Raw genomic sequence first — 25,283 nt, forward strand, 5'->3', positions numbered from 1 at the left:
CTGGTCAGCAGCATGCGCTGGCATCGGTTTGCGCGGCGACATCTTCCAATGTGCGGACCACCGGCATGGCGCCGGTGGTCACGACACATAAGGAAGTGCCATGCGAAACCCCAAGCTGCGCTACGGCGGCGTTCTGATCGCGCTCGCCATCTCACTTGCACTGCCTGAAACGGCCCGCGCCGATACACGCGTCGGCCCACCTGCGGGCGACATCCTTTCGGCGTGGATCAAGGCACGCCTCACGGAGTCGGCCATCGCCGACGACCTCGTCTCCGACACAGCCGTAACGGGCGACATGGTGACGGCCCCCAGCAGTATTTACAGCCGTCTGCGCCACACGCCGTACGCTTTTCGAGGGACGATCTGGCAGCGCGCGCTCTCCGACCTGTCAACGCAAGGCACGCCGCTTACCCGTCTGGAGGCTACCGAGGCTCTCGCGTGGGACCTTGGTATGACCAACGGCTATCCGCGTATCGGAGAACTCAGCGATCTGCCGGATCTTGGCGCACCGTGGGCCGGCACCCAACTGGTTAAGGCGGGCGTCTCGGAAGATGTGGCGCGTAAGTCACTCGCGTTGGCGGGGCATGGCGCGTTCGCGGTGGCCGCGAACTACGCGGTCGCAGTGCAGATTCTTGTCGAGAAGCTGGCGTGTTACGACCCTGGCCTGTGGGCGGCCCTCGGCTTGCGTTCCGATGTGCTGGGACGATACATGATGGCCAAATCGCTCGCCGACCTCAGCGACTACGACCTCATCTACCTCGTTCGCCTCTTGCAGACGGCCATGTCCACGTGGAATGGCGGCGAAATCACCGAACTCGGCCGCCGGCAATTACCTGCGGCGTTGCGTGTCGCCCGCGTGGCGGCCGCCTACAGGGATATGCAGGGCTACACGGATGATCCTTGCTCGACCGACGGCCAGGCGCGCGTCGGCATTGCCGGCCTCGACCCCGAGCAGGGGCAACCCATGTGCCTGGTCGCCGCCAACGACCGCGCGGTGCTCCGCTGGTACCTCGACAAACTGGATGCGCAGGTGGATCCGGATCACAGCAACTTCGTCACTTCACCGGCACTGGCGATGACGCGCTTCCTTCGGCCTATGCGCCCCTTGTGGCTTGGCGTGCTGGATAAATCGCTGCGAGCCTATGCGTCCCACGTCGAAGTGGTGGAATCCCTTGTCGCTGATGGGGTCACCGACTCGGACATGAGCAGCGAATCTTCCAGCCGCTATGCCGAGCGTCGTGCATTGTTCCTCTGCAGCAAGGAGTTCGGCGCATGATCGCGAAACGGTTCCTTGTTAGCGTCGTTGCCTGCCTGGTAACCGCGCCTGCGATCGCACATGACTGGCGCGTGCAGTCATTCGGGAGCGATCCGAACAACGTGGTGATGCCGGCGGTACTTGACGCCTTCCGCTTTTATGCCGAGCCCGCATCCGTGTGGTACCTCGAGCAGCTCAACGGTGCCCTGGTTCCCTATAACAAGTTCATGATCTTCCACGGCGAACTATCGCGCGCCACCTACGCGGCGTTCGAGTACACCTTCATGCAGAACGGGAGAAACCGTACCCGGATCTATTACGCGATGTCGGGACCGAACGATCCGCGTACCGGGCTGGCGGGCGCGCCGCCCCACTTGTCCTCTTACGTTGTGGAGGATGCCACTCGCGTGTACTCCTTCGCCAGCAGCGCGGACAGAACGACGCTCATGGCCACGCAGCTGGAAGACGAGCCAAGTTCGGCGATCCACGCACGCGATGCCGAGTTCAAGGCGCTGCGCACGATCGAGCGCGATATCCAGCGGCACACGGTGACGCGTGGTGGCACCCTGCACGCATTCATCAGCCAGCCCATGTGCGATTCGTGCGAACACGTCATGCACCGGTTCTCGGATATCTATGGCGTCGATATCAACGTGAACCACCTCGAAGGCAACATGAGCGAGTCGTACTACCGCTTTCGTGGCGTGGTGCAAGGCTTCCTCAACACGCTGCTGGTCCGCGTCCGCGGGGCAGCCAGGCCGGCTCCTGGCACGGGGCAGGGGCCAGGCCCGGGGCCCACGCCGCCACCGCCCGCCGGCATGTGCGCAAGGATCTTCGCCGAATGACCTGCGTGCGATGGGTTCTTCGTAATGGCGTTGTCGCCGGTTTCTGCGTGCTCGCCCCTATGGGTGGGCATGCGGCTGCTGCCGGTCGCTGCGGCACCGACCTTCTTGGCAAGCCCCTGGCATGCGTTGCCGATGATGACGACGACCACGATGAGCCGCGCTATGCGGACGGGGTGTTCTATCCGTCGCCGCCGGCGGGTGACGTACTGCGCGAATGGACGACGGCTCATCTCATCTATCCGCAGCTCGCCAATGCGCTTTCATCGGATACACGCATGCTCGCCGGCATGGTGGTTGTTGATGGGCCCTACGTCGTCCTGAACCGGCGAACGAACCTGTTCGGCGATGAGGCCGGCAAGACAGCTCGCACGCTTCTGGAAACGGTGCTCACGCCCATGAGCCGCGCTGCGGCGGTGACAGCCATGGCCTGGGATCTTGGTCTTACGCCTTCGGTTCCATGGATCACGACGCGCAGGAAGGCGGTTACGCTGCCGGCCAATCCACACGCACGCGCCAGCATGATCAAGGCCGGCGTTGAGCCGGGGATCTACCAGCATGCGCGCCGGCTGGTGGCGGATGGGAGCGTCGTCGTCATGGCGCACGTGGCGCTGGCCATGCAATCGCTCAAGGAGCGGCTTGCGCGGACGCGCGATCCGTCGGCCGTCGCGGTCTCGCAGGGAGTCTTCGACCGTGTCGCCGCGGCGACGTCAGCGGGCAGCGTGTCCGACAGCGACCTCGCCGCCCTGATGCGTGAGCTGGAAACGGTGTTGGCGGAGTGGCCGGGTGGTACAGCGTCGGTCCATGGCTTCCGCCAGCTCCCCGGCGTCCTTCGCCTTGCGCGGCTGGCCGCGGCCTATCATGAGGAGCAGCGCCCCGCCGGGGCGGTGGCGCTATGTGATGGCCACGGCAAGCCCACGGCGGCCGCCACGACGGCGCAATGCATCGATACGGCATCGGATCGTGCGGTTGCGGCGTGGTACGCGGGTATGTTTCGGTCGGGCATCACGCACTGGCGTGCCGGCCCGGGGCTGGATGTGGATGGCATCCGCTTCGTCGAGGCGGTCGACAGTGTCTTGCCTTTCTGGGTTGGCGCGCTATCCACGCAGACCAGGCTGGCACCTGTGTCTACAGAACTGGTGACGCAGTGGGTGGCGACCCACGCACGCGACGCCACGCTGTATCCCGAGACGGTCACGGAGGCGATGTTCGCCGCGGCCACCCGTAGCCTGTGCCTGGGGAGCGCGCCATGAACGCGCGCGCTTTCGTGGTGGTGTGCCTCTTCATGCCCGGCGTAGCGAATGCAGGGAACGTCACCTTCGTGGAGTGGGATGCCGACCCGCACGACACCCTGGTCGGCCCACTTCGCGCGAGCTTTGCCTTGCACGCGCGTGCCGCGAGCCGCTGGCTGGTCGATGGGACGTGGGAAGCGCCGGTCACGCCCCGTGCCATCCATCTGTTCGCGGAGCAATACATGGACGCAACGTTTGCGTCGCTGCACTACACCTTCGTGCGCAATGGTCAGGAGCAGACCCGCATCTATCACGCTATGTCGGGTGACGACGCGCCGTGGTCGGTCAAGGGCATGACACCTTTGCTCGACTACCGGCTTTATGTGCGACCACGCCGGGGAGAGATTTGGGCGAGGCGTGTCGACGGTGAGACCACCTCGATCGAGAGTTCGCCGCTGGTCGACGACATGCCGCTGGATATCTACACGGCGTCGGCGGAGTACAAGGCCATGCGTAGCGTCGAACGCGATATCGAAGCGAAGCTCGTGGAGCCCCAGGGCCAGGCCGTGTTTTTCATCAGCCGGCCATCGTGCAAGGTGTGCGAATCGGCCATCCATTATTTCGCCAGACGCTACGCCTCCGACACGCGGGTGCATCGGATTGCCGATGCGGGTTCGCCGTTATCCGAGCGGTTCATTCGTGATCGCCGCGCGTTCCTTTCGACGGTCTGGGCCTCGCTGCCGGCTGCATCCGGCAAGGCGAACTTCGCGTGCCCGGCGGCCATTCCTCCCGCAGCCCCATTTCTGGAAACCAAACGATGAGTACGCCATTCCCAAGGAAGGCGCGCCGCTGCAGCCGCCTGTCGCGAACGTTTGCGGCCCTGCTTTGCATCTCCAGCCTGGTTGAGGCATCGGCCGCGGAGCCGCCGCCACCGGGTGACGTCCTCGGCAGCTACATGGTTCACCGTGCTCGCTTCGAAGGTAAGGCGATCCGGCTTAGCAACAATGCCACGACGCGCGTTCGCTTCCTCGCTGATCCCACCTCGCCCACCTCGGAGATCGATACGTCCCTGCTTCGTCTCGATGGTGAAGCGTGGTACGCGGCGCGCGACCACATGTACCGTGATGAGACGCGGATGAGCCAGGCGGAGGCGGCCAGTGCCCTCGCGTGGGACTATGGCATGACCAAGGCGGCGCACGCCTGGGAGGTTCCCCGCACCGCGACGTGGCTATCAGTGGGTGCGCTTGCACAGGCCCACGCGAAGAAGGCGGGCCTCGACGACGACGTCTTTCTCCGTGCGCGCATCACCATGCCAGGCAGCCTGGTGGCATTGCCCGCCAGTTATGCGGTTGCCGCGATGCTGCTGCGGGAGAAGCTGGCGGCGGTTCGGGGTGCGCCGGAGCGAACGGTGCGTGGCCTTGATGATGGCGTCCTGCGGCGCTTCCTTGCGGCGTCGGGGCCGGCAGACGTGGGTGCCGACGACGCCGTGTACCTCATGGCTGTGCTCGAGGGCGAGATGAACCGCTGGCGCGGTGGGCGTCCCAGCGCGCATAACGCGCGGCAGCTCCCGGTCATGCTTCGCCTGGCACGCGCGGCGGCGGCCTACAGCGATGACAGGGTCGATCCACGGGCTAGCCCATGCGTATCAACTACCGACGGTCGGTGGGTTTCGTCGGGCACCGGATCGGGCTCGGGTGAAGCCGATGCCGGGTATCGGCCCTGCCTGGTCGATTACACCGACCAGGATCTGTTTCGCTGGTATCGCCGCTTGTACGAAAGAGAGATGCCTCAGCACCCAGGCGCCGGGGCGCATAGCCATCTGCTGGCCGCCATGCGTCTCGTCCATCCCTTGTGGGTGCCGCCGTTACGTCCCTGGGCTATCTCGGCGGCGGCACACGTCGAGGTTATCCAGCACCTGGCGTTGCGGGGCCACGCACTCGACGCACGCAGCGAGCTCGCTGATGACATCCTGACCCGGCGCGCTCGCAAGCTGCTCATGGAGGTGCCCAAGCCATGAGGCTCCGTCACGTACTCAACATCGGGTTGGTTCTCCTCAGCCTCGTCCCGTGCCCGTCATTTGCGGGCAGTGTCACCCTGCATCCAGAACTGGAGGAAAGCGATGGCAACGACATGGTGGAGACGTGGGTCGATGCCAGCTACCGCTACCACGCACTGGCCGTATCGCGCTGGTTGCATGCCGCGGAGGGAGCGGAGACGATGACTCGTGCCGATTTCGACCGCTTCGCCAGGCCGTATCTCACGGGCACGTTCCTCACGGCACGCTATACGTGGGTGGATGAGCGGACGGGCGCGGCTCACTCCAGGATGTACCACGCCGCGAGTGGACCAGAACAGCCATGGGTTCCCGGCACCGTATCGCCACCGGGGTCAGCGTTCGTGAGCTATTTTGAATCGAGCCAGGGCCTGGTGCATGCCACGCTGGGCAGCGATGAAGGAAGTAGTGTCATCCATACCTCGTTGCCTGGTGAACGAAATCCCGACACGCACCGCGCCGATGCCGAGATCCGAATGTTGCGCAGCCTTGAGCGCGACATGCGCGATGCGACGGCGGGTCGGCGCGGCAGGCTCGATATCTACGTGAGCACCAAGGTCTGTGATTCCTGCGAGATCGCCATTCAGCGATTTGCTGCCGATAGGGATGTCGACATCCACATCCGGGCTCTATCACGTGACCCCGAGAGTGACATCCGCAGGGCATTCAAACGGCGGCGCAAGGAGCTCATAGATAACCTGCAATGCGACCTCGCCCTGCGTAACGTGCCCTCATCAACCCGTTCGGGTTCGAGCTCGCCCGAACCGTTCGACGATTCCTCGCGAAGCGCGGCGTTTGCGGCCGGGTGCAGCGGCCTTTCTGTTTACTAAGAAGTGATAGGGCATGACACTGCCGGGTTCAACATCCCGGTGGCGGTTTAGTGGCGCCGGTCGATGGGCCTGCGCCACTTTCCCCGGCCGGCTCAAGACGGAACGTACGCGGCTCCCACGGAATGTTCGCGAAGCGGCGCTTCATTGCCGCCGGCGTGATGGCCTGCCTTACCTGGCCTTCGCGCAAGCTGCCCAGTGCATCGGCCGCGAGCAGCGGGCGGCCCGTCGCCGGATCCACCAGGCGGGCGCCTCTCCAGCGCGCGATCCCTTCCTTGATCAGCCGGTTGCTTTCCGCGGGGGATGTCGTCGGCATCATGCGGACGAGGTGAATGTCGATGTCGTAGTGTCGTGCGGCCGCTTTGAGGGCGTATTCGCAGGAACTGCACGTTTCGCCCGATAGCAGGATCGTCGCTTTGCCGCCGCGCTGAACGTTGCTGGCCGACAGATCGTTTTCGAGCGCGGCCACGGCTTTGAACTCCGCATCCAGCGCGCGATCCATGCCATCGATGACATAGGGATGGAAGCGCGAATCCTCCATCGGGCGAAGCCTCGCCCTAACGTTCAACGCGTCGTCAGGTGTGAACATTGACGCATCCTCGAGATCATGCGCGACATATCTTGCCAGGGAGGCCGCACGGACATCGGGCGCGGGTTCTTCCAGCTCGAACTCGTCGATGCTATCGGGCGTCACGGGGCGACTTTTCCCTGTGAAGATATCCGCTGCAAGGTCACTAATGGGGGAGCCGCCCATGGCGTGATAGATGCGCGCGACGGCACCATCAGGTCCTCGGTACTCCAGGCGCGCCACGGGGGTGTTGGCCATGCTCAACTCGAGGGTTTCCCATCGTCTTGCCGAGTAGGCATCGTGCCAACGGGCATCGATGAGGCGTTGCATGGCATCGACATAGCGCTGCCCTGTTGACGCCAGCTGTGCGCTGGCATTGCCTTCATCAAGCGTAAGGGCTTCACGCGTGAACGAACCCGCAGGCGATACGGCAGGGATCCATAGGACGGCAGAAAGAAATAGCTTGCGCTTTGGCACGGGTGGTCAGCCTCTAAGACGGCAGGTGATCGCGGCGGCGCGTTGTTCAGCGGCTTCTGCTTCCTGGGCCATGCCGTCGAAGGCGACATCGTCGGCAATGGCTGCCTCGACCACTTCGGCCAGGGCGGCAATATCCAGCAGCGGCATAAGCAGGGCGACACCGGTGAGTAGACGCGTTACACCTGATTTGTGCGCATCGGGTGTGGGAAGCAGCGCCTGCCGGCGAAGCTCGTCGATATACCACGCGTGTACCGCGCGATCATTCGCACCCACGAAGCAAAGCATGGCATCTTCCCTCGCTGGCTCGCGAGGTGTTCCGTTGCGGTCGCAGGGTGGGTTGGTGAAGTAGCCTTCTGTATCACGCCAGGCTGCTGCGAGCCGCGCTACGCGATAGGCGGTCGGCGGCAGGGGCGTGCCGTCGGACCCCCGCGTTGGTACATGGCTTCGGATCAACAACGATTGAGCCAGGTTGCCGAGGTAATCCATGTCATACGGAGTCACATCATCCCAATATCGCGCCGCCATGACGCGGGCGAGCACCGATGCATCGATACCATTGGCCACGTGACGATCTGTCGGTACGGCGGCTATCTGTCGACGCAACGCTTGCAGCGCGACGGCATAGCCTGCCGTACGTGCTGAATGCCGGAATCCGCCCAGGTCGAGCATGTGCCAGAAGATGTCCGGGTCCACGCCGGCCTTGGTCGCGTTCGCAGCGACCAAGGGATCACGATACCCGGGTCGATCCGGGACGTCCTTACCCGGGCGAGCCCGGGTAAGGCCTAATTCAAGCGCAAGTTCGCCGATTACCTCGGCTTCGCCAGGCTGGCCGGGCAGGCTATCGAGGAAGTCGATCCATGCGATGTCGTTGGTAAAGTCTGGGCGGCTTACGATCGCGCTATAGGCCGAGCCGGATCCGGCAAGCAGCCCTTCGCTCAGTGCGGCTAGGGATGGCAGGTCCGCTCCGGCGAGGCGCGAAGCATGGACCCGATGCAATACGGCGATATCACCCGCCCAGGTACAAGGTGAGGCGAGCGTGGCGCAAGCGGCGAGCCACGCCACCCGGCACGCCGCCCCGTACCACGGCGAGCCAGGTGGCTTCTTCACGGGCAGCCCTCCGCCAGGATCGAGCCGCTCTCCGCTTCAGTCAGACGGCCCAGGTCGATACCTCGGTTCCACGTGCCGCGGTCCATGCGTTGCCATTCGTTGACGGTTCCGTGCATGGAGCGCTCGACATAGCTGCCACGGCTTGCGTAGAAACCGCCATTCCCCCTGATGCTCTCGCTTGCCAGTTCCTCGCTCGCCAGCCCCTCATCAACCGCTGCCGCGCATTCATTCCTGTTGGCCAGGTAGTACACCTTTCCATCGACATCATACGTTCGGCTGAAGATGTCGAAGTTGGCATCGCACGAAGGGCAGACCCCTTTGCTGACCATGCCGAGCAGCCTGCCACCTTGCGGAATGCGGCCCTCCGCGAACTCAATCTCCAGCTTCTGCAATGCCTTCAGTTCGGCATCACCTCGCGACTTGGCATCGGTGGCTTCGAGCACGGTATGGGGGTGACGCGCGGCAGTCGCGCGAAAGTGGCCTTGCATCTGCGGGTAGTAGCTGACTTCGGCCAGCTCTTCCTGCACTTGCGCATCGGACCATTCGAAAGAGCCGCCACCGCTGCTGCTACCGTCGCGTGGACCGAGCATCGAGCTGATGGGCTTGCCGCTGCGGCTATGGATGACCACCGTATTCGTATGTCCATTCGCCTCCCATGTGTACTCGAGGCGCGCGATCGTCGCGATTTTCGCTTCACGCCTCAGGGAGCCCGCCAGACTGGCGCGGGATTCCGCGGCGACATGGTCGATCGTGTAATTGATCATCGCATCGGTGAACGCGATGGCATCATCCAGCAGGGTGCCAGGGTGGTTGCCCGCGCCGGGAACCGCCTCGATAGCGGCTTGCGCGTGGCTCGTGAAACCGGCCAGGAGGCCGGCGAGCAGGACCGCCTTGCGTTGCAATGTCACAGTCATGGCTTACGGATCCCACAGGTGAGCTTGCTAGCGCGCCCGACAACGATTTCGCCCTCTTCGGCGGCGAGACCACCGGATTCGACGAGGTCGCCGGCGATCGCCGCGTTGGTGAATTCCAGCAAGGACACGACGTCGGCGAGCGGAAGAATGACGCCGATCCAGTAGATGAGCCGGGACCACCCGTTATGGTGGTTTTCATGAATCCGCAAGCCCGACGCCTCGAGACGCAGCTCCTCGCGGAACCACGCGTGCACGCCGCGATCGGTTGCCGCCTTGAAGCAGAGCGGGCGATGGTCGGCAAGCGCAGTGGCATAGTCTGTCGGCATGTTTGGCGACGGCCCATCACCGCTGCACAGGGGAGCGCCGAAGTAACCTGCACGGTCCTTATACGACGCAGCGATACGAGCGACGCGGTAGATCGTGGGCAGGTGATCCGAGGAGGTGTGTGCCAGGTCCATGGCGAAGCGCAGTATGGCGCCCAGGTAGCGATCATCGTCCTCGCTTACCTCGTCATGGCTACGGGCGGACATCACTCGGACAAATACGTCGGTGCGGACGCCATGCGATTCGTACTGGTCGGCGGGGTAGCGATTCATCTGCTCTCGCAGCATCTGCAACGCGACAGCCTGCCCTGCGGCGGCCGTTACATGCGGATGGTTGAGATCGAGTGCGTGGTTATAGATATCGAGATCGATGCCCGCCTTGATGGCAGCCGCCGCAGCTTCCGCGCCGCGGTAATTGGCTGCGTCCGCCGCGGTCACCGTGACCTCGATGCCAGGGCGAGCCTTGGTAAGGCCTGCGGCCTTTTGCAGAAGCGCGAGGGCGGCTTCCGGATCACCCTCGTGGCCGAGCAGGCGGCGGGTGTAATCGCTCCACCACACTTCATTGAGGTCGTCAGGGCTGGCGATCAGGTCGCTATACGGTGACGAGGGTTGTGTCAGGTAGGCCGCGAGGAACGTCGGCGTGTCCTGGATACGCGCGGCCGACGGCGCAACCTCCGTGCGTGCACGGATGTAGGTTTCGATGATATCGGGCGGCGAGGCGATAGCCCCAAGGGGAAGCAGGCCGGCCATGACGGCCAGCGATAGCGAACGACGGAACATGTGCACTCCTTTGCACGGGGGGAATCCATCCGTTGGCTATAGTGTTGCGCGGGAGTGGCTATTCGGGCTGTAAGCCCTTTCCTACACGCGCGGTCAGATTTTGGCGGATCCGACGTGCGCCTTGACTGACGCTGTGTAGGCCTACCACCGCGTCCGATTCGGCAGCAGCCCCTTCAACTCAGCCTCGGTCAGGTTCCGCCACTGCCCCGGCTTGAGATGACCCAGCTTCACATTGATGATGCGCACGCGGCGCAGCTGGGTGACCCGGTAACCGAACGCGGCCGCCATCAGACGGATCTGGCGATTCAGGCCCTGGGTCAGCGTGATACCGAAGCCGAACTTGGCGATCTTGCGCACCTTGCATGGCTTGGTCATCTGATTGTGGATGCGTACGCCGCGCGCCATGCCGGTCAGGAACTCGTCGGTCACGGCCTTGTTCACCGCCACGAGGTATTCCTTCTCGTGGTGGTTCTCCGCGCGCAGGATCTCGTTGACGATGTCACCGTTGCTGGTGAGCAGGATCAGGCCTTCGGAATCCTTGTCGAGGCGGCCGATCGGGAAGATGCGCTGCGGGTGATCCACGAAGTCGACGATGTTGCCGTCCACGGTGGTGTCGGTGGTGCAGGTGATGCCGACCGGCTTGTACAGCGCGATATAGACGCCGCGGTTCTTTGCCGACTCGGGTGCCACGGTACGGGCGACGACCACGTCGCCGTCCACCTTCACCACATCGCCGTCGAGCGCCTTGGCGCCCATGCCGACGACTTCGTCGTTGATCATGACGCGCCCGGCCTGCAGCATCTCATCCGCCTCACGGCGGGAGCACAGGCCGGACTCGGCAATGTACTTGTTGACGCGCATTACGAGCGCAGGCCGACGCCGCGGCTGAGCAGACGCAGGGCCACGGCGCTGAGGCCGACAACGAACACCAGCATCACCACGAAGGCAGTGACGATGGGCACGTCGCTCACGCCGAGCACGCCGAAGCGGAACGCGTTCACCATGTACAGGATCGGGTTCACCAGCGAGATGCTGTGCCACGGCTCGCTGAGCAGGTCCACCGAGTAGAACACGCCGCCCAGGTAGGTGAGCGGGGTGAGCACGAAAGTCGGCACCAGCGCGATGTCATCGAACTTCTTGGCGAACACCGCGTTGACGAAACCGGCCAGCGAAAACACCGTGGCGCCAAGCAGCACCGAGAAGAACGTGGTGAGCGGATGCGCCACGTGCAGGTCGGTGAAGAACAGGGCGATGAACAGCACCAGCACACCGACGATCAGGCCACGGGTCACCGCGCCGATCACGTAGCCGAGCAGGATCACCCAGTTGGGCATGGGCGAGACCAGCATCTCTTCGACGAAACGGCCGAACTTGGCGCCGAAGAACGAGGAGGAAATATTGCCGTAGCTGTTGGTGATGATGCTCATCATCACCAGGCCGGGCACGATGTACTGCATGTAGGTGAAACCATGCATGGTGCCGATGCGGCTGCCGATGAGCTTGCCGAAGATGACGAAGTACAGTGTCATCGTGATGGCCGGCGGGATCAGCGTCTGCGTCCAGATGCGCAGGATGCGGACGATCTCGCGGCGGACGAGGGTGCCAAGGGCGACGAGATGCGTACTCATGCCACGTTCTCCCGGCCGTGCTCGACCAGGCGGACGAACAGTTCCTCGAGGCGGTTGGCCTTGTTGCGCATCGACGTGACGGTAATGCCGTGCGCCGACAGGGCGGCGAACAGCGAGTTGAGATCGTGCGCGCGCGACATCTCGGCTTCCAGGGTGTGGTCATCGAGGATGCGAAGCGTGACGCCCGGCAGCGAAGGCAGCTCGCCACCCGCGCGGTTCACATCCAGCACGAAGGTTTCGACATCCAGCGTCGAGAGCAGGCTCTTCATCGTGGTGTTCTTCACGATGCGGCCCTGGTCGATGATGGCGATGTTGCGGCAGAGCTGCTCCGCTTCCTCGAGGTAATGCGTGGTGAGGATCACGGTGGTGCCGGCAGCGTTGATGCCGCTGACGAACTGCCACATGGAGCGGCGGATCTCGATATCCACGCCAGCGGTGGGCTCGTCGAGGATGAGGAGCTTCGGCTCGTTCATCATCGCGCGGGCGATCATGAGGCGGCGCTTCATGCCGCCCGAGAGGGTGCGCGCCTGCTGGTGCGCCTTATCCCACAGGCGCAGCTCCTTCAGGTACTTCTCCGCGCGCACGGAAGCTTCGGCGCGGCCAATGCCGTAGAAACCGGCCTGGTTCACGCAGATGTCGAACGGCTTCTCGAACTGGTTGAAGTTGATCTCCTGGGGGACCAGGCCGATCAGGCGCATCGCTTCGCTGCGCTGCTTGTGGATCGAGACCCCGAAGACCTCGGCATCGCCGGATGAGGCGTTGACCAGGGACGACAGGATGCCGATCAGGGTGGACTTGCCGGCGCCGTTCGGGCCGAGCAGGGCGAAGAAATCCCCCGGTTCAACCGTGAGCGAGACCCCCTTGAGGGCTTCGACACCGTTACCGTAGGTTTTCCGTAAATCTTTGACGTGTAAGGCAGGAGTGGTCATGGGCTGCGCCGGGATGACAAGCCGCCTATTATACCGGGCTTTGCCGGGCGACCTTGTTCCCTGGCGTCAACAGAGACTTTCCATGGCCGAACAATTCCAGCTCCGCCTCGCCGACAGCTTCATGCTCGCCCCCGCGGTGCGCCACCTGTCCTTCGAGCGGGTGGATGGCCAGCCGCTGGCCTTCGTGCCCGGCCAGTTCCTCCAGGTGCATTTCCAGTACGACGACGGCAAGGCCACCAAGCGCAGCTATTCCGTGGGGACGGTCGGCGATGGGTCGAGCCCCGTCCAGCAGATCGAAATCGCCGTTTCCTACGTGGAAGGCGGGGCGGCCACCAAGCTGCTGAGCGGGCTGGAAGAGGGCGGCACCATTGACGCCAGCGGCCCCTACGGCCGGTTCTGCCTCATGGATGGTGACCAGAACAAGCGCTACATCCTGATTGCTACCGGCACCGGCGTGACCCCATACCGGGCCATGCTGCCGCAGATCGAAGCCCTGATCGCCTCGCGCGGTTGCCGCTTCGTGCTGCTTTATGGCGCCCGCAACGAGGGTGAGCTGCTTTACGGCGAGGAATTCGACGCCTTTGCCCGTAAGCACGAGGGGTTTGATTTCCACCCGTGCTTCAGCCGTGGGGCCCGGCCGAACCCGCGCCCGCACGACCGCCTGGGCTACGTGCAGGACATGCTGGCCGAACTGCAGCCCACCGCGGACCAGGATATCGCTTACCTGTGCGGCAACCCGAACATGGTGGATGCCTCGTTCGCCGCACTGAAAGAGCACGGGCTGGCCGTGCAGCATATCCGGCGCGAGAAATACATCTCATCCCGCTGATACGCATGGCCGGGTAGGGGGTCCTATACTCCCACCCATGCATGCCAAGGCTGATATTGACGCGCTTTCCCCGGAGATGCGCCGTTTCGCGGACCTCGACCACCGGTTGCTGGTCGCCGTCCGCAACATCCGGATCCTGCCCACCGTGTCCTGGCCGGCCTCGGTCGAAGAACGGCTGATCGAGGAGTTCGGTGCCGGGCGGGTCTCGGTTCCGGAAATTCGCTATAACCGCCCCGATCTGTCGGAAACACGCGCCGAACTGGAAGCGATCGAGACGGAAGCGGGTGAAGATCATCCGATCGCTGAGTACCTTCGCCGCACGGCGGAATCATGGCGGGTTGCGTCGCGGATGCTGGAGGCCGCCGGCACCGACGGCGTCACCGAGGCCTCGGTATTGCTTTATGGCCGCCCCGGCGACGCGATCCCGGGCAGCAGCCGGAGCAACCTCGACGCCGCCGCTTATTTTGTGAACCTGGCCGATGAGCTCGGTGCCGACCTCGAAACCGAGGACGCTGCCGGCCACATCAGTGCCGAGGAACTGCGCCGCGACATGACGGCGAAGCTGGATGCCTTCTTCGAGCCCGGCACCATCGCGGTGGAAGTGGATCCCGAGCTCACGGCCAAGGCTGCGGCCGGCGCGACCCGCATCCGCCTGCGTGGTGGCGCGCGCTTTACCGAATACGACCGCCACCAGTTGCTGGCGCACGAAGCCTTCGTTCACTCGCTGACGGCCTTGAACGGCCGCGAACAGCCGGTACTGGCATCGCTGGCACGTACCTCGCCGCGCGTGACTGCCACTCAGGAAGGCCTGGCAGTGTTCGCCGAGCTGATGTCGGGCGCCATCGATATCTCGCGCCTGAAGCGCATCAGCCTGCGCATCCTGGCCATCGACATGGCAATGAACGGCGCGGATTTCGTCGAAGTCTTCCGCTATTTCCGCGTATGCGGGCAAAGCGTGCCCGATAGCTTCCATTCGGCACAGCGCGTCTTCCGTGGCGTGCCGTTGACCGGCGGTTCCGCGTTCGCCAAGGACAACGTGTACCTCACCGGCTTGCTGGCGGTGCATACGTTCTTCCGCTGGGCGCTGCGCCAGCGCCGCCTGGATCTGCTGCGCAACCTGTTCGCCGGCAAGTTGGCCCTGCACGATGTGATGTCGCTTGAGGCGCATTTCGAGAATGGCGACATCGCCGCTCCGCGGTATCTGCCGCCCTGGATGCAGCATGTGCATGGCCTGGCGGGCAAGCTGGCGTTCTCGTTGTTCGTGAATCATATCCACATGGCGGGCGTCGAGGCCGAGGAAATTTCCCTCGGCCTGTAAGGCGCTCAGCGGATCGGGAAAGGCGCCGGCGTTTCCGCGAAAAAGGGACGCCAGTCGCAGGCCAGGCGCAGGCGCGCGGCGTCTGCCAACGCATCGGGCAGAGTGACCACGGCCGCACCGCTGTTGGGCACATCGTCAGCCAGGGTTTGCCACGTGGCGCCTTCATCAAGCGAGAGCGTGGCCTGGAGGAAATGGCACGACAGCGGGGCCTGCGTGGTGTTGGCGGGGTCCCAGCGAATGCCAAGCGGCGCACCCGCCGTGGCGGTGCCGATCGGCTCGATGGCGAAGGCACGCCCGGTATCGATCACCCGCAAGCGCGTATCAGCGCTCGCCCGTGTGGCTTGCTTACCCGCGTTATCGCGGACGGTAAGGCGGAAATCGAGGTCGCGGCCGCTCTGTGGTAGCGCGTTGACGACCTCGCGGCGTGCGGTGGAGCGGGGCGCTTCGGCGCGGACCAGTGGCTCGAAGCTGATGTCATCCCACGCGAAAGAGAGCCGCCGCCCATCCGTACCGGGTTCGACCCGCGCGTCCAGCCAGAACGGCGTGCGTGCAGGGATGAGCTGAGGCTCGGCCAGCGAATCCGGGTCGATCCACGGTGCCATGCCGGTCACCAGGCGCTTCTTTGCGCATCGACCACCCCGCGAAGCCAGCCAGGCGCGCACGCGTTCGATGCTCTTGCCATCGAACGACAGGCAATCCGAGCAACGGTTGTCCCGAAAGGGCGCGCCGAGCTGGTTGCCGAGCACGAGCAGGAAGTTGGCAAGCGCGCCATCGGCATCGGCACCGCCGCTCCAGGCGGCCGCCTTGTGCGTCGCCAGATAGTCGGCATCGAGTGCGTCGCTGCACACGGTGCCAGTGTCGGTCTCGCCGCCGTCGAGGCCCATCAGGGCGTGGCCCAGGTCGTAGGAGGAGGCCGGCAAGCGGCCCTTGATGAGCATCGCGGCCGCCGTACGCGGCTCGCCGTACCTGAGGGGATCGCCGTCGGGGTCGGTGATGATGAGTTTCTCGCTACCGGCAGCCAGGGTGAGGTGAACGCCCAGATCGTTTTCGAGTACCGCGTTGGCGCGTTCAAGCATGTGCCTCATCGCGGTAAGCGCACCGTCGCGAGTGCCCCCATGGGCCGCTGTGAACTCGCTACCCGCCGCCAGGGCAATGCGGAACTCGTAGCGCACGTTGCCGTGCGCCGCCATGCGTGGCCCAGGCACTTCGGCGAGAGCCGTGGCGGCGGGCCAGGGCAGGAGAAAGAGCAAGGCGCGTAACGGGTGCGGCATGGTGACCTCGTGTCGTTTGGGCAAGAGGTCAGCGTACGCAGGCGCACGGAAGCGCAATGCAGGTATGCACCGCCGTGATGCGTAGGTGTTAGCTATCACTGCTTGTCGCAAAGCAACACACCGCGGGCCATGGGCGGTGCTGGCGCGGTGGTACCATCGGGTATGCCGCGCGGCCCGGCCGCGCCCCCTGTTACCTATCTGTCGCACAGGATCCCATGGCCATTTCAGAGGAACTGAGGGAAGCTGCCCTCGAGTACCACCGCCTTCCCCGCCCGGGCAAGATCAAGGTGACGCCGACCACCTCGCTGCTTACCCAGCGCGACCTGTCCCTGGCGTATTCCCCTGGCGTGGCTGCTGCTTGCGATGCCATCGTGGCCGATCCGAAGGAAGCCGCCGAACTCACCGCGCGCTCCAACCTCGTTGCCGTGATCACCAACGGCACGGCGGTCCTCGGCCTGGGCAACATCGGCGCGCTCGCCAGCAAACCGGTGATGGAAGGCAAGGGCGTGCTGTTCCAAAAGTTCGCCGGTATCGACGTGTTCGACATCGAGATCAACGAGACCGACCCGGACAAGCTGGTCGATATCATCGCCAGCCTCGAGCCCACCTTCGGTGGCATCAACCTCGAAGACATCAAGGCGCCGGAATGCTTCGTCGTCGAGCGCAAGCTCCGCGAACGCATGAAAATCCCGGTGTTCCATGATGACCAGCATGGCACGGCCATCATCGTCGGCGCCGCGGTGCTCAACGCGCTGCTGGTCACCGGCAAGAAGATCGAAGACGTGAAGCTGGCAACCACCGGCATGGGCGCGGCGGGTATCTCCTGCGTCGACATGCTCGTGACCCTGGGCATGAAGAAGGAGAACATCCTCGCGTTCGATCGCGATGGCGTGCTTCACACCGGCCGCACCGACCTCGATCCGGACAAGCAGCGTTACGCGCGCGATACCGACAAGCGCACGCTGGCCGAGATCGTCGAAGGCGCCGATATCTTCCTGGGCCTTTCCGCTGGCGGCATCCTGAAGCCGGAGATGGTCGCCACCATGGCCGACCGTCCCATCATCTTCGCGCTGGCCAATCCGAACCCGGAGATCCTGCCGGAAGACGCCAAGGCCGTGCGCCCGGATTGCATCATGGCCACCGGCCGTTCGGATTACCCGAACCAGGTCAACAACGCGCTGTGCTTCCCGTACCTGTTCCGCGGTGCGCTCGATGTGGGCGCCTCGGTCATCAACGAGGACATGAAGGTGGCCTGCGTAAAGGCCATCGCCGAACTCGCGCGCCGTGAATCCTCGGACGTCAGCGCGCGCGCCTATGGTGGCAAGCCGCCGAGCTTCGGCCCCGAGTACCTCATCCCGCAGCCGTTCGATCCGCGCCTGCTGATCCAGCTGCCGCCGGCGATCGCCCAGGCCGCCATGGATTCCGGCGTGGCCGAGCGTCCGATCGAGGATTTCCCGGCGTACATCGAGAAGCTCACCAGCTTCGTGTTCCGCACCGGCCTGCTGATGAAGCCCGTGTTCGATCGCGCCAAGGCCGATCCGAAGCGCGTGGTCTACGCCGAAGGCGAAGAAGAAACCGTGCTGCGCGCCGTGCAGACGGTGGTCGATGAAGGCCTGGCCCGGCCGATCCTGGTCGGTCGCCCGGATGTCATCGAAAAGCGTATCGCCCGTGCCGGCCTGCGCCTGAAGCCGGGCGTGGATTTCGAGATGTGCAACATCCACTCGGATCCGCGCTTCGAAGACTATTGGAAGCTCTATCACTCGATCATGGAACGCCGCGGCGTCACGCCGGCGTCGGCCAAGGCGGTGGTGCGTTCGCGTCCCACGGTGATCGCGGCGCTGATGGTCGAGCGCGGCGAAGCCGATGCCATGATCTGCGGCCTGGTGGGCACCTACCAGAGCAAGCTCGACTACATCCGCGACATCATCGGCCTGGACGACAGCGTCTGCGAGGCCTCGGCCATGGCGGCGGTGGCGACCGAGAAGGGCACCTTCTTCTTCCTCGATACCTACGTGCAGGAAGACCCGACCGCCGAACAGATCGCCGAAGCGACCCTGCAGGCCTCGATCCGCCTGAAGCTGTTCGGCATCCAGCCGAAGATCGCGCTGCTCTCGAACTCCAATTTCGGTAGCCGCGAGACGCGCAACTCCCGGAAGATGCGCGAGGCGCTCAAGCTCATCCGCGAGCGCGTGCCCAAGCTGGAAGTGGAAGGCGAGATGCAGGCCGACGTGGCCCTCACCCCCGAACTGCGCGAGCGGATCTTCCCGAACTCGCGCCTGGAAGGTAAGGCCAACGTCTTCGTGTTCCCGAACCTGGATGCGGCCAACACGGCCTACAACATGGTCCGGGTGCTCTGCGACGGCGTGGTCATCGGCCCGATCCTCATGGGCGTGGCCAAGCCGGCCCACATCCTCACCCCGCAGGCCACGGTCCGCCGGGTGGTGAACATGACCTCGGTCGCCTGCGTCGAAGCCCAGATCCGCGCGGGCGTCAATCGCAGGTCGTAGTAAGTTATTGAAAAGGCAAGCGACAACGCCCCCGTAGGAGCCCACCCTGTGGGCGACATCTTTCGCCCCACCGCCACAGGCCCTGTGGCGTTATCGCGAACGGCGTCGCCCACAAGGTGGGCTCCTACAGAACGGCCCAACCGCCTGCCAGCAAAGCAGTTATGTGAATTTTGATCGATTCAGGTGGGCCGTACGGCCGCGTATGCCGGATCGATGCGATATCATCAGCAGGTTTTCCCGCACCCCAGCGGCTCTTTCAGTCCCCATGTGCGCGCCACGGGCGCAGCCGGAGTTTCCATGGACCAGATCGACGACGTGCTTAACCAGGACCTCGACCCCACCGAAACCCGGGAATGGGTCGAATCGCTCAATGCGGTCATCAACCACGATGGCACGGAACGCGCCCACTACCTCCTGGAACGCATGGTCGATTCCACGCGTCGTGCCGGCGGCTACCTGCCGTTCGACCCGACCACGGAATACGTCAACACCATCCCGCCGCACATGGAAGCGCGCAGCCCGGGCGATGCCGCCATCGAATGGCGCATCCGCTCGCTGGTCCGCTGGAACGCGCTGGCCACCGTCGTGCGCGCCAACCGCAAGCCGGGCGACCTCGGCGGCCACATCTCAAGCTTCGCCTCGTCGGCCACGCTGTATGACGTGGGCTTCAACCACTTCTGGCGCGCCCCGAGCGAAGACCACCCGGGCGACCTGATTTTCCACCAGGGCCACTCGGCTCCGGGCGTGTACGCGCGCTCCTTCCTCGAAGGCCGTCTGGGTGAAGACCAGATGGACCTCTTCCGCATGGAAGTGGAAGGCAAGGGCAAGGGCCTTTCCTCGTACCCGCACCCGTACCTCATGCCGGATTACTGGCAGGTGCCGACCGTCTCGATGGGCCTTGGCCCCATCCAGGCGATCTACCAGGCGCAGTTCTGGAAGTACCTCGAGCACCGCGGCCTCATTCCGAAGTCCGATCGCAAGATCTGGTGCTTCATGGGCGATGGCGAGTCGGACGAGCCGGAATCGCTCGGCGCGATCGCGCTGGCCGGTCGCGAAGGCCTCGATAACCTGATCTTCGTCATCAACTGCAACCTGCAGCGCCTCGACGGCCCGGTGCGCGGCAACGGCAAGATCATCCAGGAACTGGAAGGTGTGTTCCGTGGTGCCGGCTGGAACGCCATCAAGGTGGTCTGGGGCAGCTACTGGGATCCGCTCCTCGCCCGCGATACCTCGGGCAAGCTGCGCCAGCTCATGATGGAAACCGTGGACGGCGAGTACCAGGCCTGCAAGGCCTTCGGTGGCGCCTACACGCGTGAAAAGTTCTTCGGCAAGTACCCGGAAACGGCCGCGCTGGTCGCCAACATGTCCGACGACGACATCTGGCGCCTGAACCGCGGTGGCCACGACCCGCACAAGGTGTACGCGGCTTACCACGCGGCAGTGAACACCAAGGGCATGCCGACCGTCATCCTCGCCAAGACGGTGAAGGGCTACGGCATGGGCGCCGCGGGTGAGTCGCAGAACCCGGCGCACAACCAGAAGAAGATGGATACCGATGCGATCCGCGCATTCCGCGATCGCTTCAATATCCCGGTGTCCGACGACAAGCTCGAAGAAGTGCCGTACTACCACCCGGGCAAGGACTCGGAGGAAGTGCAGTACATGCTGGAGCGCCGCCGTGCGCTGGGCGGCTCGCTGCCGCAGCGCCGCCGCAAGGCCGACAAGCAGTTCACCGCGCCGTCGCTTGAAGCGTTCGAGCAGATCACCAAGGGCACGGGCGATCGCGAGATCTCCACGACCATGGCCCTCGTCCGTGGCATGAACCTCATGCTGCGTGACAAGGAGCTTGGCCCGCGCCTGGTGCCGATCGTCGCCGACGAAGCCCGCACCTTCGGTATGGAAGGCATGTTCCGCCAGATCGGTATCTATGCGCCGTTCGGCCAGAAGTACCGTCCGCAGGATGCTGACCAGCTGCTGTACTACCGCGAAGACCAGAAGGGCCAGGTCCTGCAGGAAGGCATCAGCGAAGCCGGCGGCATGAGCGCCTGGCTGGCGGCTGCCACCAGCTACAGCATCAGCAACGTGGCGATGCTGCCGTTCTTCATCTACTACTCGATGTTCGGCTTCCAGCGCATCGGCGACCTTTGCTGGGCCGCTGGTGACATGCGCGCGCGTGGCTTCCTCATCGGTGGCACCTCGGGCCGCACCACGCTGAACGGTGAAGGCCTGCAGCACGAAGACGGCCATTCGCACCTGCTCTCGGGCGCGATCCCGAACGTGATCTCGTACGACCCGACCTTCTCCTACGAGCTGGCCGTCATCCTGCAGGATGGCACGCGCCGGATGATGCAGGAGCAGGAAGACGTCTACTACTACATCACCGTGATGAACGAGAACTATGCCCACCCCGACATGCCGAAGGGCAGCGAGGAAGGCATCATCAAGGGCATGTACCTGTTCAAGGATGCGGGCAAGGCGAAGAAGAACGAGCCGCGCGTGCAGCTGTTCGGTTCGGGCACGATCCTGCGCGAAGTGATCGCCGCCGCCGAACTGCTCGAGAAGGATTTCGGCGTGAGCGCCGATATCTGGTCGGTGCCGAGCTTCTCGGAAGTCCGCCGCGAAGGCTTTGATGCCGAGCGTTGGAACCGCCTGCACCCGGAAGCGACGCAGCGCGTCCCGTACATCACGGGCCTGCTTGCCGACCGCCAGGGCCCGGCCATCGCCGCGACCGACTACGTGCGTGAATACGCCGACCAGGTCCGTGCGTTCATGCCGGACGGCATGCGCTACACGGTGCTCGGTACCGACGGTTACGGCCGTAGCGATACCCGCGCCAACCTGCGTTCGCATTTCGAAGTGGACCGCTACTGGATCGCCCACGCCGCCCTGGCCGCCCTCGCGAAGGATGGCAAGGTCAACGCGAAGGACGTCAGCCGCGCCATCAAGGAATACAAGCTGGACACGGAAAAGCAGAACCCGCTGTACGCCTGATGTAACAAGGCATGAAGAAAAAGGGCGCCTCCGGGCGCCCTTTTTTTTGGGCATTGCCATTGTTTTGCCCTCGAATCGTCACGCCGCGTGGATGGCAGGGCCCGCGTGAAGCTGGTATTCCTAACACTCGCTCGTTCTGGACTACGCGTCATGCGCATCGCACTCCTTTCCGCCGCCGCCCTTGCCCTCGCCGGGTGCGCCACCACTGGCGACCACCACGGCTCGCGCGAGCGCACGCTCTACATTTCCGCAGAAAAGGCGCCATGCAGTGCTGGCGCGATGAAGACCGAGTGCCTGCAGTACCGCGAGCAGCCCAACCAGCCGTGGCAGCTGAACTACGCGCCGGTGGATAACTTCGAGTGGAAGCCTGGTAACGAATACCTGGTGAAGGTCACCGAGGTGGAAGTGAAGAACCCGCCGGCCGATGCCTCGCGTGTGCGCTGGCGCGTCGACAAGATCGTCGAGCAGCACCCGGTGGATAAGCCGCCGGTGCCCTGAGGCTCGGTACGCAGCGCATAAAAAAAGGCCGGGATTGCTCCCGGCCTTTCCCTGCCCCTAGCGACAGGTTCAATCGTCGTCGCGCAGCGCGTGACGGATAAGCAGGAACGTGCCAATGGCGGCTGCGGCGATACCAATGGTAATGGCCGGGTTGCGACGCACCTGCTTGCGCAGGCGGCGGTACTGGTAGGTGGCTTCGTCGGCGAAATCCTCAGCCATGTAACGCAGCTTCTGGTTATTCCGGCGGCTCGAAATCTTGTTGGTCACCCGGCGCGTGCGGTCGAGAAGATCCCGGCCCGTATCGATCGCCTCATCGCCATAATGACGGACGCGACCCGACACGCCGTTGACGGCGCTTTCGACCTGGCGCGCAAACTCGCGGTTTCTGCTCATCGGATGGCTTCCTCTGCAGGCATTACGATGGGTAATGACTTTGCGGGGGCGTCCGTGATTGCCGTGTAAACACGCCTCGCCCGATTGAGCGAGGATTCAGCGTCAGGCCTTCGTGGCGAACGCGTATTCGCCGCCACGGGCGAGGGCAGCCTGGTAAGCCGGGCGCGCATGGATCGCCTCCAGCCAGCGCCACAGGTGGGGGCGTGAGCTGTCGAGGCCGCCACGGGCCGAGGCGGCTTCGACCGGAAAGCTCATCTGGATATCGGCGGCGCTGAACTCGCTACCCGCAAACCAGCCGGTCTTGCCGATTTCCCCCTCGAGGTAATCCAGGTGGGTCTTTAGCTGCGGGTCCACGAAGGCCTTCTGGGCTCCGCGCGCCAGCATTCGCGCGACGGGCTTGGCGAAGAACGGCACGGGGGCGGATTCCATGCGCTGGAACACGAGCTTGAGCAGCAGCGGCGGCATGGCCGAGCCTTCCGCGTAGTGCAGGAAATAAGTGAAGCGCAGGCTCTCAGGCGTGCCAGCGGCAGGCTTCAGGCGGCCATTGCCGTAATGTGCCACCAGATACTCAACGATCGCACCGGATTCGGCGAGTACCAGGTCGCCATCGACCAGAACAGGCGATTTGCCCAGGGGATGCACCTCTCGCAGCGCCTTGGGCGCCAGCATGGTCTTTGGATCCCGCTCGTAGCGCTTCAGCTCGTAGGGCACGCCCAGCTCCTCCAGGAGCCACAGCACGCGCTGGGAGCGGGAGTTGTTGAGGTGGTGAACAACGATCATGGCAACGCCCGGCACGTATAAGGGCATGCAGCGTACCAGTGCATAACGTCCACATGCCATCGACGCAGCGAGCGTAGTGTCGGGGGTCTGACAGCCACGGGAGACCGCCATGGGCCGCGAAGCCGATACGATCCACACCGACCAGGGATCCATTGCACGCCTGCAGGCCCTTGTGAAAGACCTGCCCGACAATGCAAAGGTGCGGCTGCACCTGCGTGACGGTACGACGGTGACAGGCATCGTCACCGTCGTGCCGACGGTTCAGAACTTTGTCGATGCGACGGGCACCGAAGGTGTGAACGGGGTGGTAAAGCTGATTGACAACGATAGGCCCGAGTGGTCGGCTACCGTTTCCCTCGACACCATCGCGCGCGTGGAGCACCTGGACAGCGTGGTTTACGGTACATCCCAGACCTGACGATGACGCCTACGACTTCAACGACTCCTCAAGCTTCTTCGACTGCTCCGGAAACGCCTTCCCATCCGCCGCGACGGTCTGCGCCACCAGCTTCTTCGCATCCGCATCGCGGTTGAGCGCACGCAGCGCCTTCACCCGATATGTCGCAACGGAGAAGCGATTCGCGCCATAGGCCTTCTTCGCAGCGGCCTCGAGGTACGGCAGGCCATCCGCCGCCTTTCCACTCTCGACGAGCCGGCGGCCATAGCGGTAGTTGTAGACGTAATCGTCCGGATACGCGGCGATCAGCTGCTTCTCCAGCGTATCCAGCTCGTCGCCAGCCTTGGCCCGCACGAGGTACACACGCAGGTTATCGGCCGCATTGCGATCGCTCTTCAGATCGCCATGCAGCTTCGTGCGGCTGGAATCGACGCCTTGCTTAAGCACAGCCTGCTCAGCAGCCGTATTGCCTAGGGCGGCTTCGAGATCGGCACCGGCGAGCACTGAGCTGCGCTGATCCGCGCAATGCGGCGTCGCCGTGAACACCTGCGTGGACAGGAACGTATCGTAGGCCGCTTTCTGCGGGCCTAGCAGCGTCTTCCGTGCGTCGGCCGGCTGCGACTCGGTCGCGCCAAGCAGATCGTCGAGTACGTACGGACGGTCGCAGTCGATATCGCTGGCAAGCAGCTTTGTCGCGGCATCGCGAATGCCCGCGTCATCTTTCTTGTCCTTCGCCTGCAGCAGCAACAGGCGCTGCTTGGCAACGGCGACGCGCTTGTCCTTATCGGAGACATTGCGAACCATCGGCGGCAAGGTATCGAACCACGCCATGCCCTCGGTGCCGGCATAGCGCAGGTTGTAAGTCTCCAGCACCTCGGCCACGGCGGCCATCGAGCCCTTGTTCGCATCGGCCTTCAGCTTGGACAGCTTGGCGTCGCCCGAAAGAATGCCATTGATCTCGGGATAAAACGTTTCACGCGGACGCTCGGCGAGGATGCGACCGAGCTCCTCGCCATCGGGCCCGATGGCGACGTACGTGGGCAGGAAGTGCACGGTCCACTTCTGCATCCAGGCCTTGTCGGCCGGCTTGTCCGCATCGGCTTCGTAGAAGATGACCTTCTTCGAAAGGTCATCCCATTCCTTGCCGTTGAGCACGTGGCTGGCCATGAAATAGCACGAGTAACACCACACCGCCTGGAAATCGACCAGAACCGGCTTGTGCTCACGCTTGCCCTGGGCAAGCGCGGCGTCCAGGCTCGCGGGGCCTTCGTGCGCAGCCCAGGCGGGCGCGACGGCGGCTAGGAGGGCGGCGGCAAGCACGTGCTTCATGACAGACATCCCCTTGGCGGTATAGACGTCCAATT

At 64.2% G+C, this 25,283-nt stretch carries 23 protein-coding genes; 12 read left to right on the forward strand and 11 right to left on the reverse strand.

The annotated features are described in order from the left end of the window. Positions 1-100 precede the first annotated feature (100 nt). Genes L2Y96_RS02445 through L2Y96_RS02470 form a run of 6 tightly spaced genes read left to right on the forward strand, consistent with a single transcriptional unit; the run spans position 101 to position 6,212 of the window. On the forward strand, positions 101-1,276 hold the full coding sequence (locus tag L2Y96_RS02445) for a hypothetical protein (RefSeq protein ID WP_247331669.1): 1,176 nt from the start codon (positions 101-103) through the stop codon (positions 1,274-1,276). Beyond that, positions 1,273-2,100 carry a hypothetical protein gene (locus L2Y96_RS02450; protein WP_247331671.1) on the forward strand — a complete coding sequence of 276 codons (828 nt, stop codon included), beginning with the start codon at positions 1,273-1,275 and terminating at the stop codon, positions 2,098-2,100. Before L2Y96_RS02445 ends, L2Y96_RS02450 begins: the two co-directional genes overlap by 4 nt. Continuing rightward, a complete protein-coding gene (locus tag L2Y96_RS02455) occupies positions 2,097-3,350 on the forward strand; it encodes a hypothetical protein (protein WP_247331673.1) in 1,254 nt (417 codons plus the stop codon). Before L2Y96_RS02450 ends, L2Y96_RS02455 begins: the two co-directional genes overlap by 4 nt. Beyond that, the gene (locus L2Y96_RS02460) at positions 3,347-4,150 is read left to right on the forward strand and encodes a hypothetical protein (protein WP_247331675.1); all 804 of its coding nucleotides are present in this window, start codon (positions 3,347-3,349) and stop codon (positions 4,148-4,150) included. Before L2Y96_RS02455 ends, L2Y96_RS02460 begins: the two co-directional genes overlap by 4 nt. Continuing rightward, positions 4,147-5,346, forward strand: a complete 1,200-nt coding sequence (locus tag L2Y96_RS02465) for a hypothetical protein (protein ID WP_247331677.1) — start codon at positions 4,147-4,149, stop codon at positions 5,344-5,346. The genes L2Y96_RS02460 and L2Y96_RS02465 overlap by 4 nt, the downstream gene beginning before the upstream one ends. Continuing rightward, on the forward strand, positions 5,343-6,212 hold the full coding sequence (locus tag L2Y96_RS02470; protein ID WP_247331678.1) for a hypothetical protein: 870 nt from the start codon (positions 5,343-5,345) through the stop codon (positions 6,210-6,212). Before L2Y96_RS02465 ends, L2Y96_RS02470 begins: the two co-directional genes overlap by 4 nt. Positions 6,213-6,240: 28 nt before the next feature. Here the strand turns inward: L2Y96_RS02470 and L2Y96_RS02475 are convergent, their stop codons facing one another. From L2Y96_RS02475 to L2Y96_RS02505, 7 genes are all read right to left on the reverse strand, one after another. Then, positions 6,241-7,020, reverse strand: a complete 780-nt coding sequence (locus L2Y96_RS02475) for a hypothetical protein (protein WP_247331680.1) — start codon at positions 7,018-7,020, stop codon at positions 6,241-6,243. Between the two features lie 240 nt (positions 7,021-7,260). Continuing rightward, positions 7,261-8,361, reverse strand: a complete 1,101-nt coding sequence (locus tag L2Y96_RS02480) for a hypothetical protein (protein ID WP_247331682.1) — start codon at positions 8,359-8,361, stop codon at positions 7,261-7,263. Continuing rightward, positions 8,358-9,275, reverse strand: a complete 918-nt coding sequence (locus tag L2Y96_RS02485) for a hypothetical protein (RefSeq protein ID WP_247331684.1) — start codon at positions 9,273-9,275, stop codon at positions 8,358-8,360. The genes L2Y96_RS02480 and L2Y96_RS02485 overlap by 4 nt, the downstream gene beginning before the upstream one ends. Further along, complete coding sequence (locus L2Y96_RS02490; protein ID WP_247331686.1) at positions 9,272-10,378, reverse strand: hypothetical protein; 1,107 nt, start codon at positions 10,376-10,378, stop codon at positions 9,272-9,274. Before L2Y96_RS02490 ends, L2Y96_RS02485 begins: the two co-directional genes overlap by 4 nt. 141 nt (positions 10,379-10,519) lie before the next feature. Further along, entirely contained in the window at positions 10,520-11,239 is a 720-nt protein-coding gene (locus L2Y96_RS02495) for a pseudouridine synthase (protein WP_247331688.1), read from the reverse strand. Continuing rightward, a complete protein-coding gene (locus tag L2Y96_RS02500) occupies positions 11,239-12,006 on the reverse strand; it encodes an ABC transporter permease (protein WP_247331690.1) in 768 nt (255 codons plus the stop codon). The genes L2Y96_RS02495 and L2Y96_RS02500 overlap by 1 nt, the downstream gene beginning before the upstream one ends. Further along, positions 12,003-12,935, reverse strand: coding sequence for an ABC transporter ATP-binding protein (locus L2Y96_RS02505; RefSeq protein WP_247331692.1), 933 nt, complete (start codon positions 12,933-12,935; stop codon positions 12,003-12,005). The genes L2Y96_RS02500 and L2Y96_RS02505 overlap by 4 nt, the downstream gene beginning before the upstream one ends. An 82-nt stretch (positions 12,936-13,017) precedes the next feature. Here L2Y96_RS02505 and L2Y96_RS02510 point away from each other — a divergent pair, with 82 nt between their 5' ends. Next, positions 13,018-13,764 carry an FAD-binding oxidoreductase gene (locus L2Y96_RS02510; RefSeq protein WP_247331693.1) on the forward strand — a complete coding sequence of 249 codons (747 nt, stop codon included), beginning with the start codon at positions 13,018-13,020 and terminating at the stop codon, positions 13,762-13,764. 76 nt (positions 13,765-13,840) lie between these two features. Further along, on the forward strand, positions 13,841-15,082 hold the full coding sequence (locus L2Y96_RS02515) for a peptidase MATCAP family protein (RefSeq protein ID WP_247331695.1): 1,242 nt from the start codon (positions 13,841-13,843) through the stop codon (positions 15,080-15,082). A gap of 5 nt (positions 15,083-15,087) precedes the next feature. Here the strand turns inward: L2Y96_RS02515 and L2Y96_RS02520 are convergent, their stop codons facing one another. Beyond that, entirely contained in the window at positions 15,088-16,353 is a 1,266-nt protein-coding gene (locus L2Y96_RS02520) for a reprolysin-like metallopeptidase (RefSeq protein WP_247331697.1), read from the reverse strand. 215 nt (positions 16,354-16,568) lie between these two features. On the opposite strand from L2Y96_RS02520, the gene L2Y96_RS02525 reads away from it, so the two are divergent. The 3 genes from L2Y96_RS02525 to L2Y96_RS02535 all read left to right on the forward strand — a co-directional run bounded on the left by L2Y96_RS02525 (position 16,569) and on the right by L2Y96_RS02535 (position 22,349). After that, positions 16,569-18,860 carry an NADP-dependent malic enzyme gene (locus L2Y96_RS02525; protein ID WP_283248860.1) on the forward strand — a complete coding sequence of 764 codons (2,292 nt, stop codon included), beginning with the start codon at positions 16,569-16,571 and terminating at the stop codon, positions 18,858-18,860. Between the two features lie 297 nt (positions 18,861-19,157). Next, positions 19,158-21,851, forward strand: a complete 2,694-nt coding sequence (gene aceE, locus L2Y96_RS02530) for a pyruvate dehydrogenase (acetyl-transferring), homodimeric type (RefSeq protein WP_247331699.1) — start codon at positions 19,158-19,160, stop codon at positions 21,849-21,851. A gap of 150 nt (positions 21,852-22,001) precedes the next feature. Further along, positions 22,002-22,349 carry a DUF4377 domain-containing protein gene (locus tag L2Y96_RS02535; RefSeq protein ID WP_247331700.1) on the forward strand — a complete coding sequence of 116 codons (348 nt, stop codon included), beginning with the start codon at positions 22,002-22,004 and terminating at the stop codon, positions 22,347-22,349. Positions 22,350-22,418: 69 nt separating this feature from the next. Here L2Y96_RS02535 and L2Y96_RS02540 read toward each other — a convergent pair whose 3' ends face one another. Together L2Y96_RS02540 and L2Y96_RS02545 are read right to left on the reverse strand one after the other, a co-directional pair. After that, positions 22,419-22,742 (reverse strand): hypothetical protein, encoded by a 324-nt coding sequence (locus tag L2Y96_RS02540; RefSeq protein ID WP_247331702.1) that lies wholly within the window; start codon positions 22,740-22,742, stop codon positions 22,419-22,421. 102 nt (positions 22,743-22,844) lie between these two features. Then, a complete protein-coding gene (locus tag L2Y96_RS02545) occupies positions 22,845-23,522 on the reverse strand; it encodes a glutathione S-transferase (protein ID WP_247331704.1) in 678 nt (225 codons plus the stop codon). A gap of 109 nt (positions 23,523-23,631) precedes the next feature. Here L2Y96_RS02545 and L2Y96_RS02550 point away from each other — a divergent pair, with 109 nt between their 5' ends. Beyond that, positions 23,632-23,940, forward strand: a complete 309-nt coding sequence (locus L2Y96_RS02550; RefSeq protein ID WP_247331705.1) for a DUF3247 family protein — start codon at positions 23,632-23,634, stop codon at positions 23,938-23,940. Between the two features lie 9 nt (positions 23,941-23,949). On the opposite strand, the gene L2Y96_RS02555 is transcribed toward L2Y96_RS02550, so the two are convergent. Beyond that, on the reverse strand, positions 23,950-25,248 hold the full coding sequence (locus L2Y96_RS02555) for a thioredoxin family protein (RefSeq protein ID WP_247331707.1): 1,299 nt from the start codon (positions 25,246-25,248) through the stop codon (positions 23,950-23,952). Positions 25,249-25,283 lie beyond the last annotated feature (35 nt).

This window comes from Luteibacter aegosomaticola, from assembly GCF_023078475.1.
Classification (GTDB): domain Bacteria; phylum Pseudomonadota; class Gammaproteobacteria; order Xanthomonadales; family Rhodanobacteraceae; genus Luteibacter; species Luteibacter aegosomaticola.

What these genes read in the sequence shown, in the direction of transcription:
- L2Y96_RS02445 (WP_247331669.1), top strand. Translation starts at nt 101, where the DNA reads ATGCGAAACCCCAAGCTGCGCTACGGCGGCGTTCTGATCGCGCTCGCC.
- L2Y96_RS02450 (WP_247331671.1), top strand. Translation starts at nt 1,273, where the DNA reads ATGATCGCGAAACGGTTCCTTGTTAGCGTCGTTGCCTGCCTGGTAACC.
- L2Y96_RS02455 (WP_247331673.1), top strand. Translation starts at nt 2,097, where the DNA reads ATGACCTGCGTGCGATGGGTTCTTCGTAATGGCGTTGTCGCCGGTTTC.
- L2Y96_RS02460 (WP_247331675.1), top strand. Translation starts at nt 3,347, where the DNA reads ATGAACGCGCGCGCTTTCGTGGTGGTGTGCCTCTTCATGCCCGGCGTA.
- L2Y96_RS02465 (WP_247331677.1), top strand. Translation starts at nt 4,147, where the DNA reads ATGAGTACGCCATTCCCAAGGAAGGCGCGCCGCTGCAGCCGCCTGTCG.
- L2Y96_RS02470 (WP_247331678.1), top strand. Translation starts at nt 5,343, where the DNA reads ATGAGGCTCCGTCACGTACTCAACATCGGGTTGGTTCTCCTCAGCCTC.
- L2Y96_RS02485 (WP_247331684.1), bottom strand. Translation starts at nt 9,275, where the DNA reads ATGACTGTGACATTGCAACGCAAGGCGGTCCTGCTCGCCGGCCTCCTG.
- L2Y96_RS02490 (WP_247331686.1), bottom strand. Translation starts at nt 10,378, where the DNA reads ATGTTCCGTCGTTCGCTATCGCTGGCCGTCATGGCCGGCCTGCTTCCC.
- L2Y96_RS02495 (WP_247331688.1), bottom strand. Translation starts at nt 11,239, where the DNA reads ATGCGCGTCAACAAGTACATTGCCGAGTCCGGCCTGTGCTCCCGCCGT.
- L2Y96_RS02500 (WP_247331690.1), bottom strand. Translation starts at nt 12,006, where the DNA reads ATGAGTACGCATCTCGTCGCCCTTGGCACCCTCGTCCGCCGCGAGATC.
- L2Y96_RS02505 (WP_247331692.1), bottom strand. Translation starts at nt 12,935, where the DNA reads ATGACCACTCCTGCCTTACACGTCAAAGATTTACGGAAAACCTACGGT.
- L2Y96_RS02510 (WP_247331693.1), top strand. Translation starts at nt 13,018, where the DNA reads ATGGCCGAACAATTCCAGCTCCGCCTCGCCGACAGCTTCATGCTCGCC.
- L2Y96_RS02515 (WP_247331695.1), top strand. Translation starts at nt 13,841, where the DNA reads ATGCGCCGTTTCGCGGACCTCGACCACCGGTTGCTGGTCGCCGTCCGC.
- L2Y96_RS02520 (WP_247331697.1), bottom strand. Translation starts at nt 16,353, where the DNA reads ATGCCGCACCCGTTACGCGCCTTGCTCTTTCTCCTGCCCTGGCCCGCC.
- L2Y96_RS02525 (WP_283248860.1), top strand. Translation starts at nt 16,569, where the DNA reads ATGGCCATTTCAGAGGAACTGAGGGAAGCTGCCCTCGAGTACCACCGC.
- aceE (WP_247331699.1), top strand. Translation starts at nt 19,158, where the DNA reads ATGGACCAGATCGACGACGTGCTTAACCAGGACCTCGACCCCACCGAA.
- L2Y96_RS02535 (WP_247331700.1), top strand. Translation starts at nt 22,002, where the DNA reads ATGCGCATCGCACTCCTTTCCGCCGCCGCCCTTGCCCTCGCCGGGTGC.
- L2Y96_RS02540 (WP_247331702.1), bottom strand. Translation starts at nt 22,742, where the DNA reads ATGAGCAGAAACCGCGAGTTTGCGCGCCAGGTCGAAAGCGCCGTCAAC.
- L2Y96_RS02545 (WP_247331704.1), bottom strand. Translation starts at nt 23,522, where the DNA reads ATGATCGTTGTTCACCACCTCAACAACTCCCGCTCCCAGCGCGTGCTG.
- L2Y96_RS02550 (WP_247331705.1), top strand. Translation starts at nt 23,632, where the DNA reads ATGGGCCGCGAAGCCGATACGATCCACACCGACCAGGGATCCATTGCA.
- L2Y96_RS02555 (WP_247331707.1), bottom strand. Translation starts at nt 25,248, where the DNA reads ATGAAGCACGTGCTTGCCGCCGCCCTCCTAGCCGCCGTCGCGCCCGCC.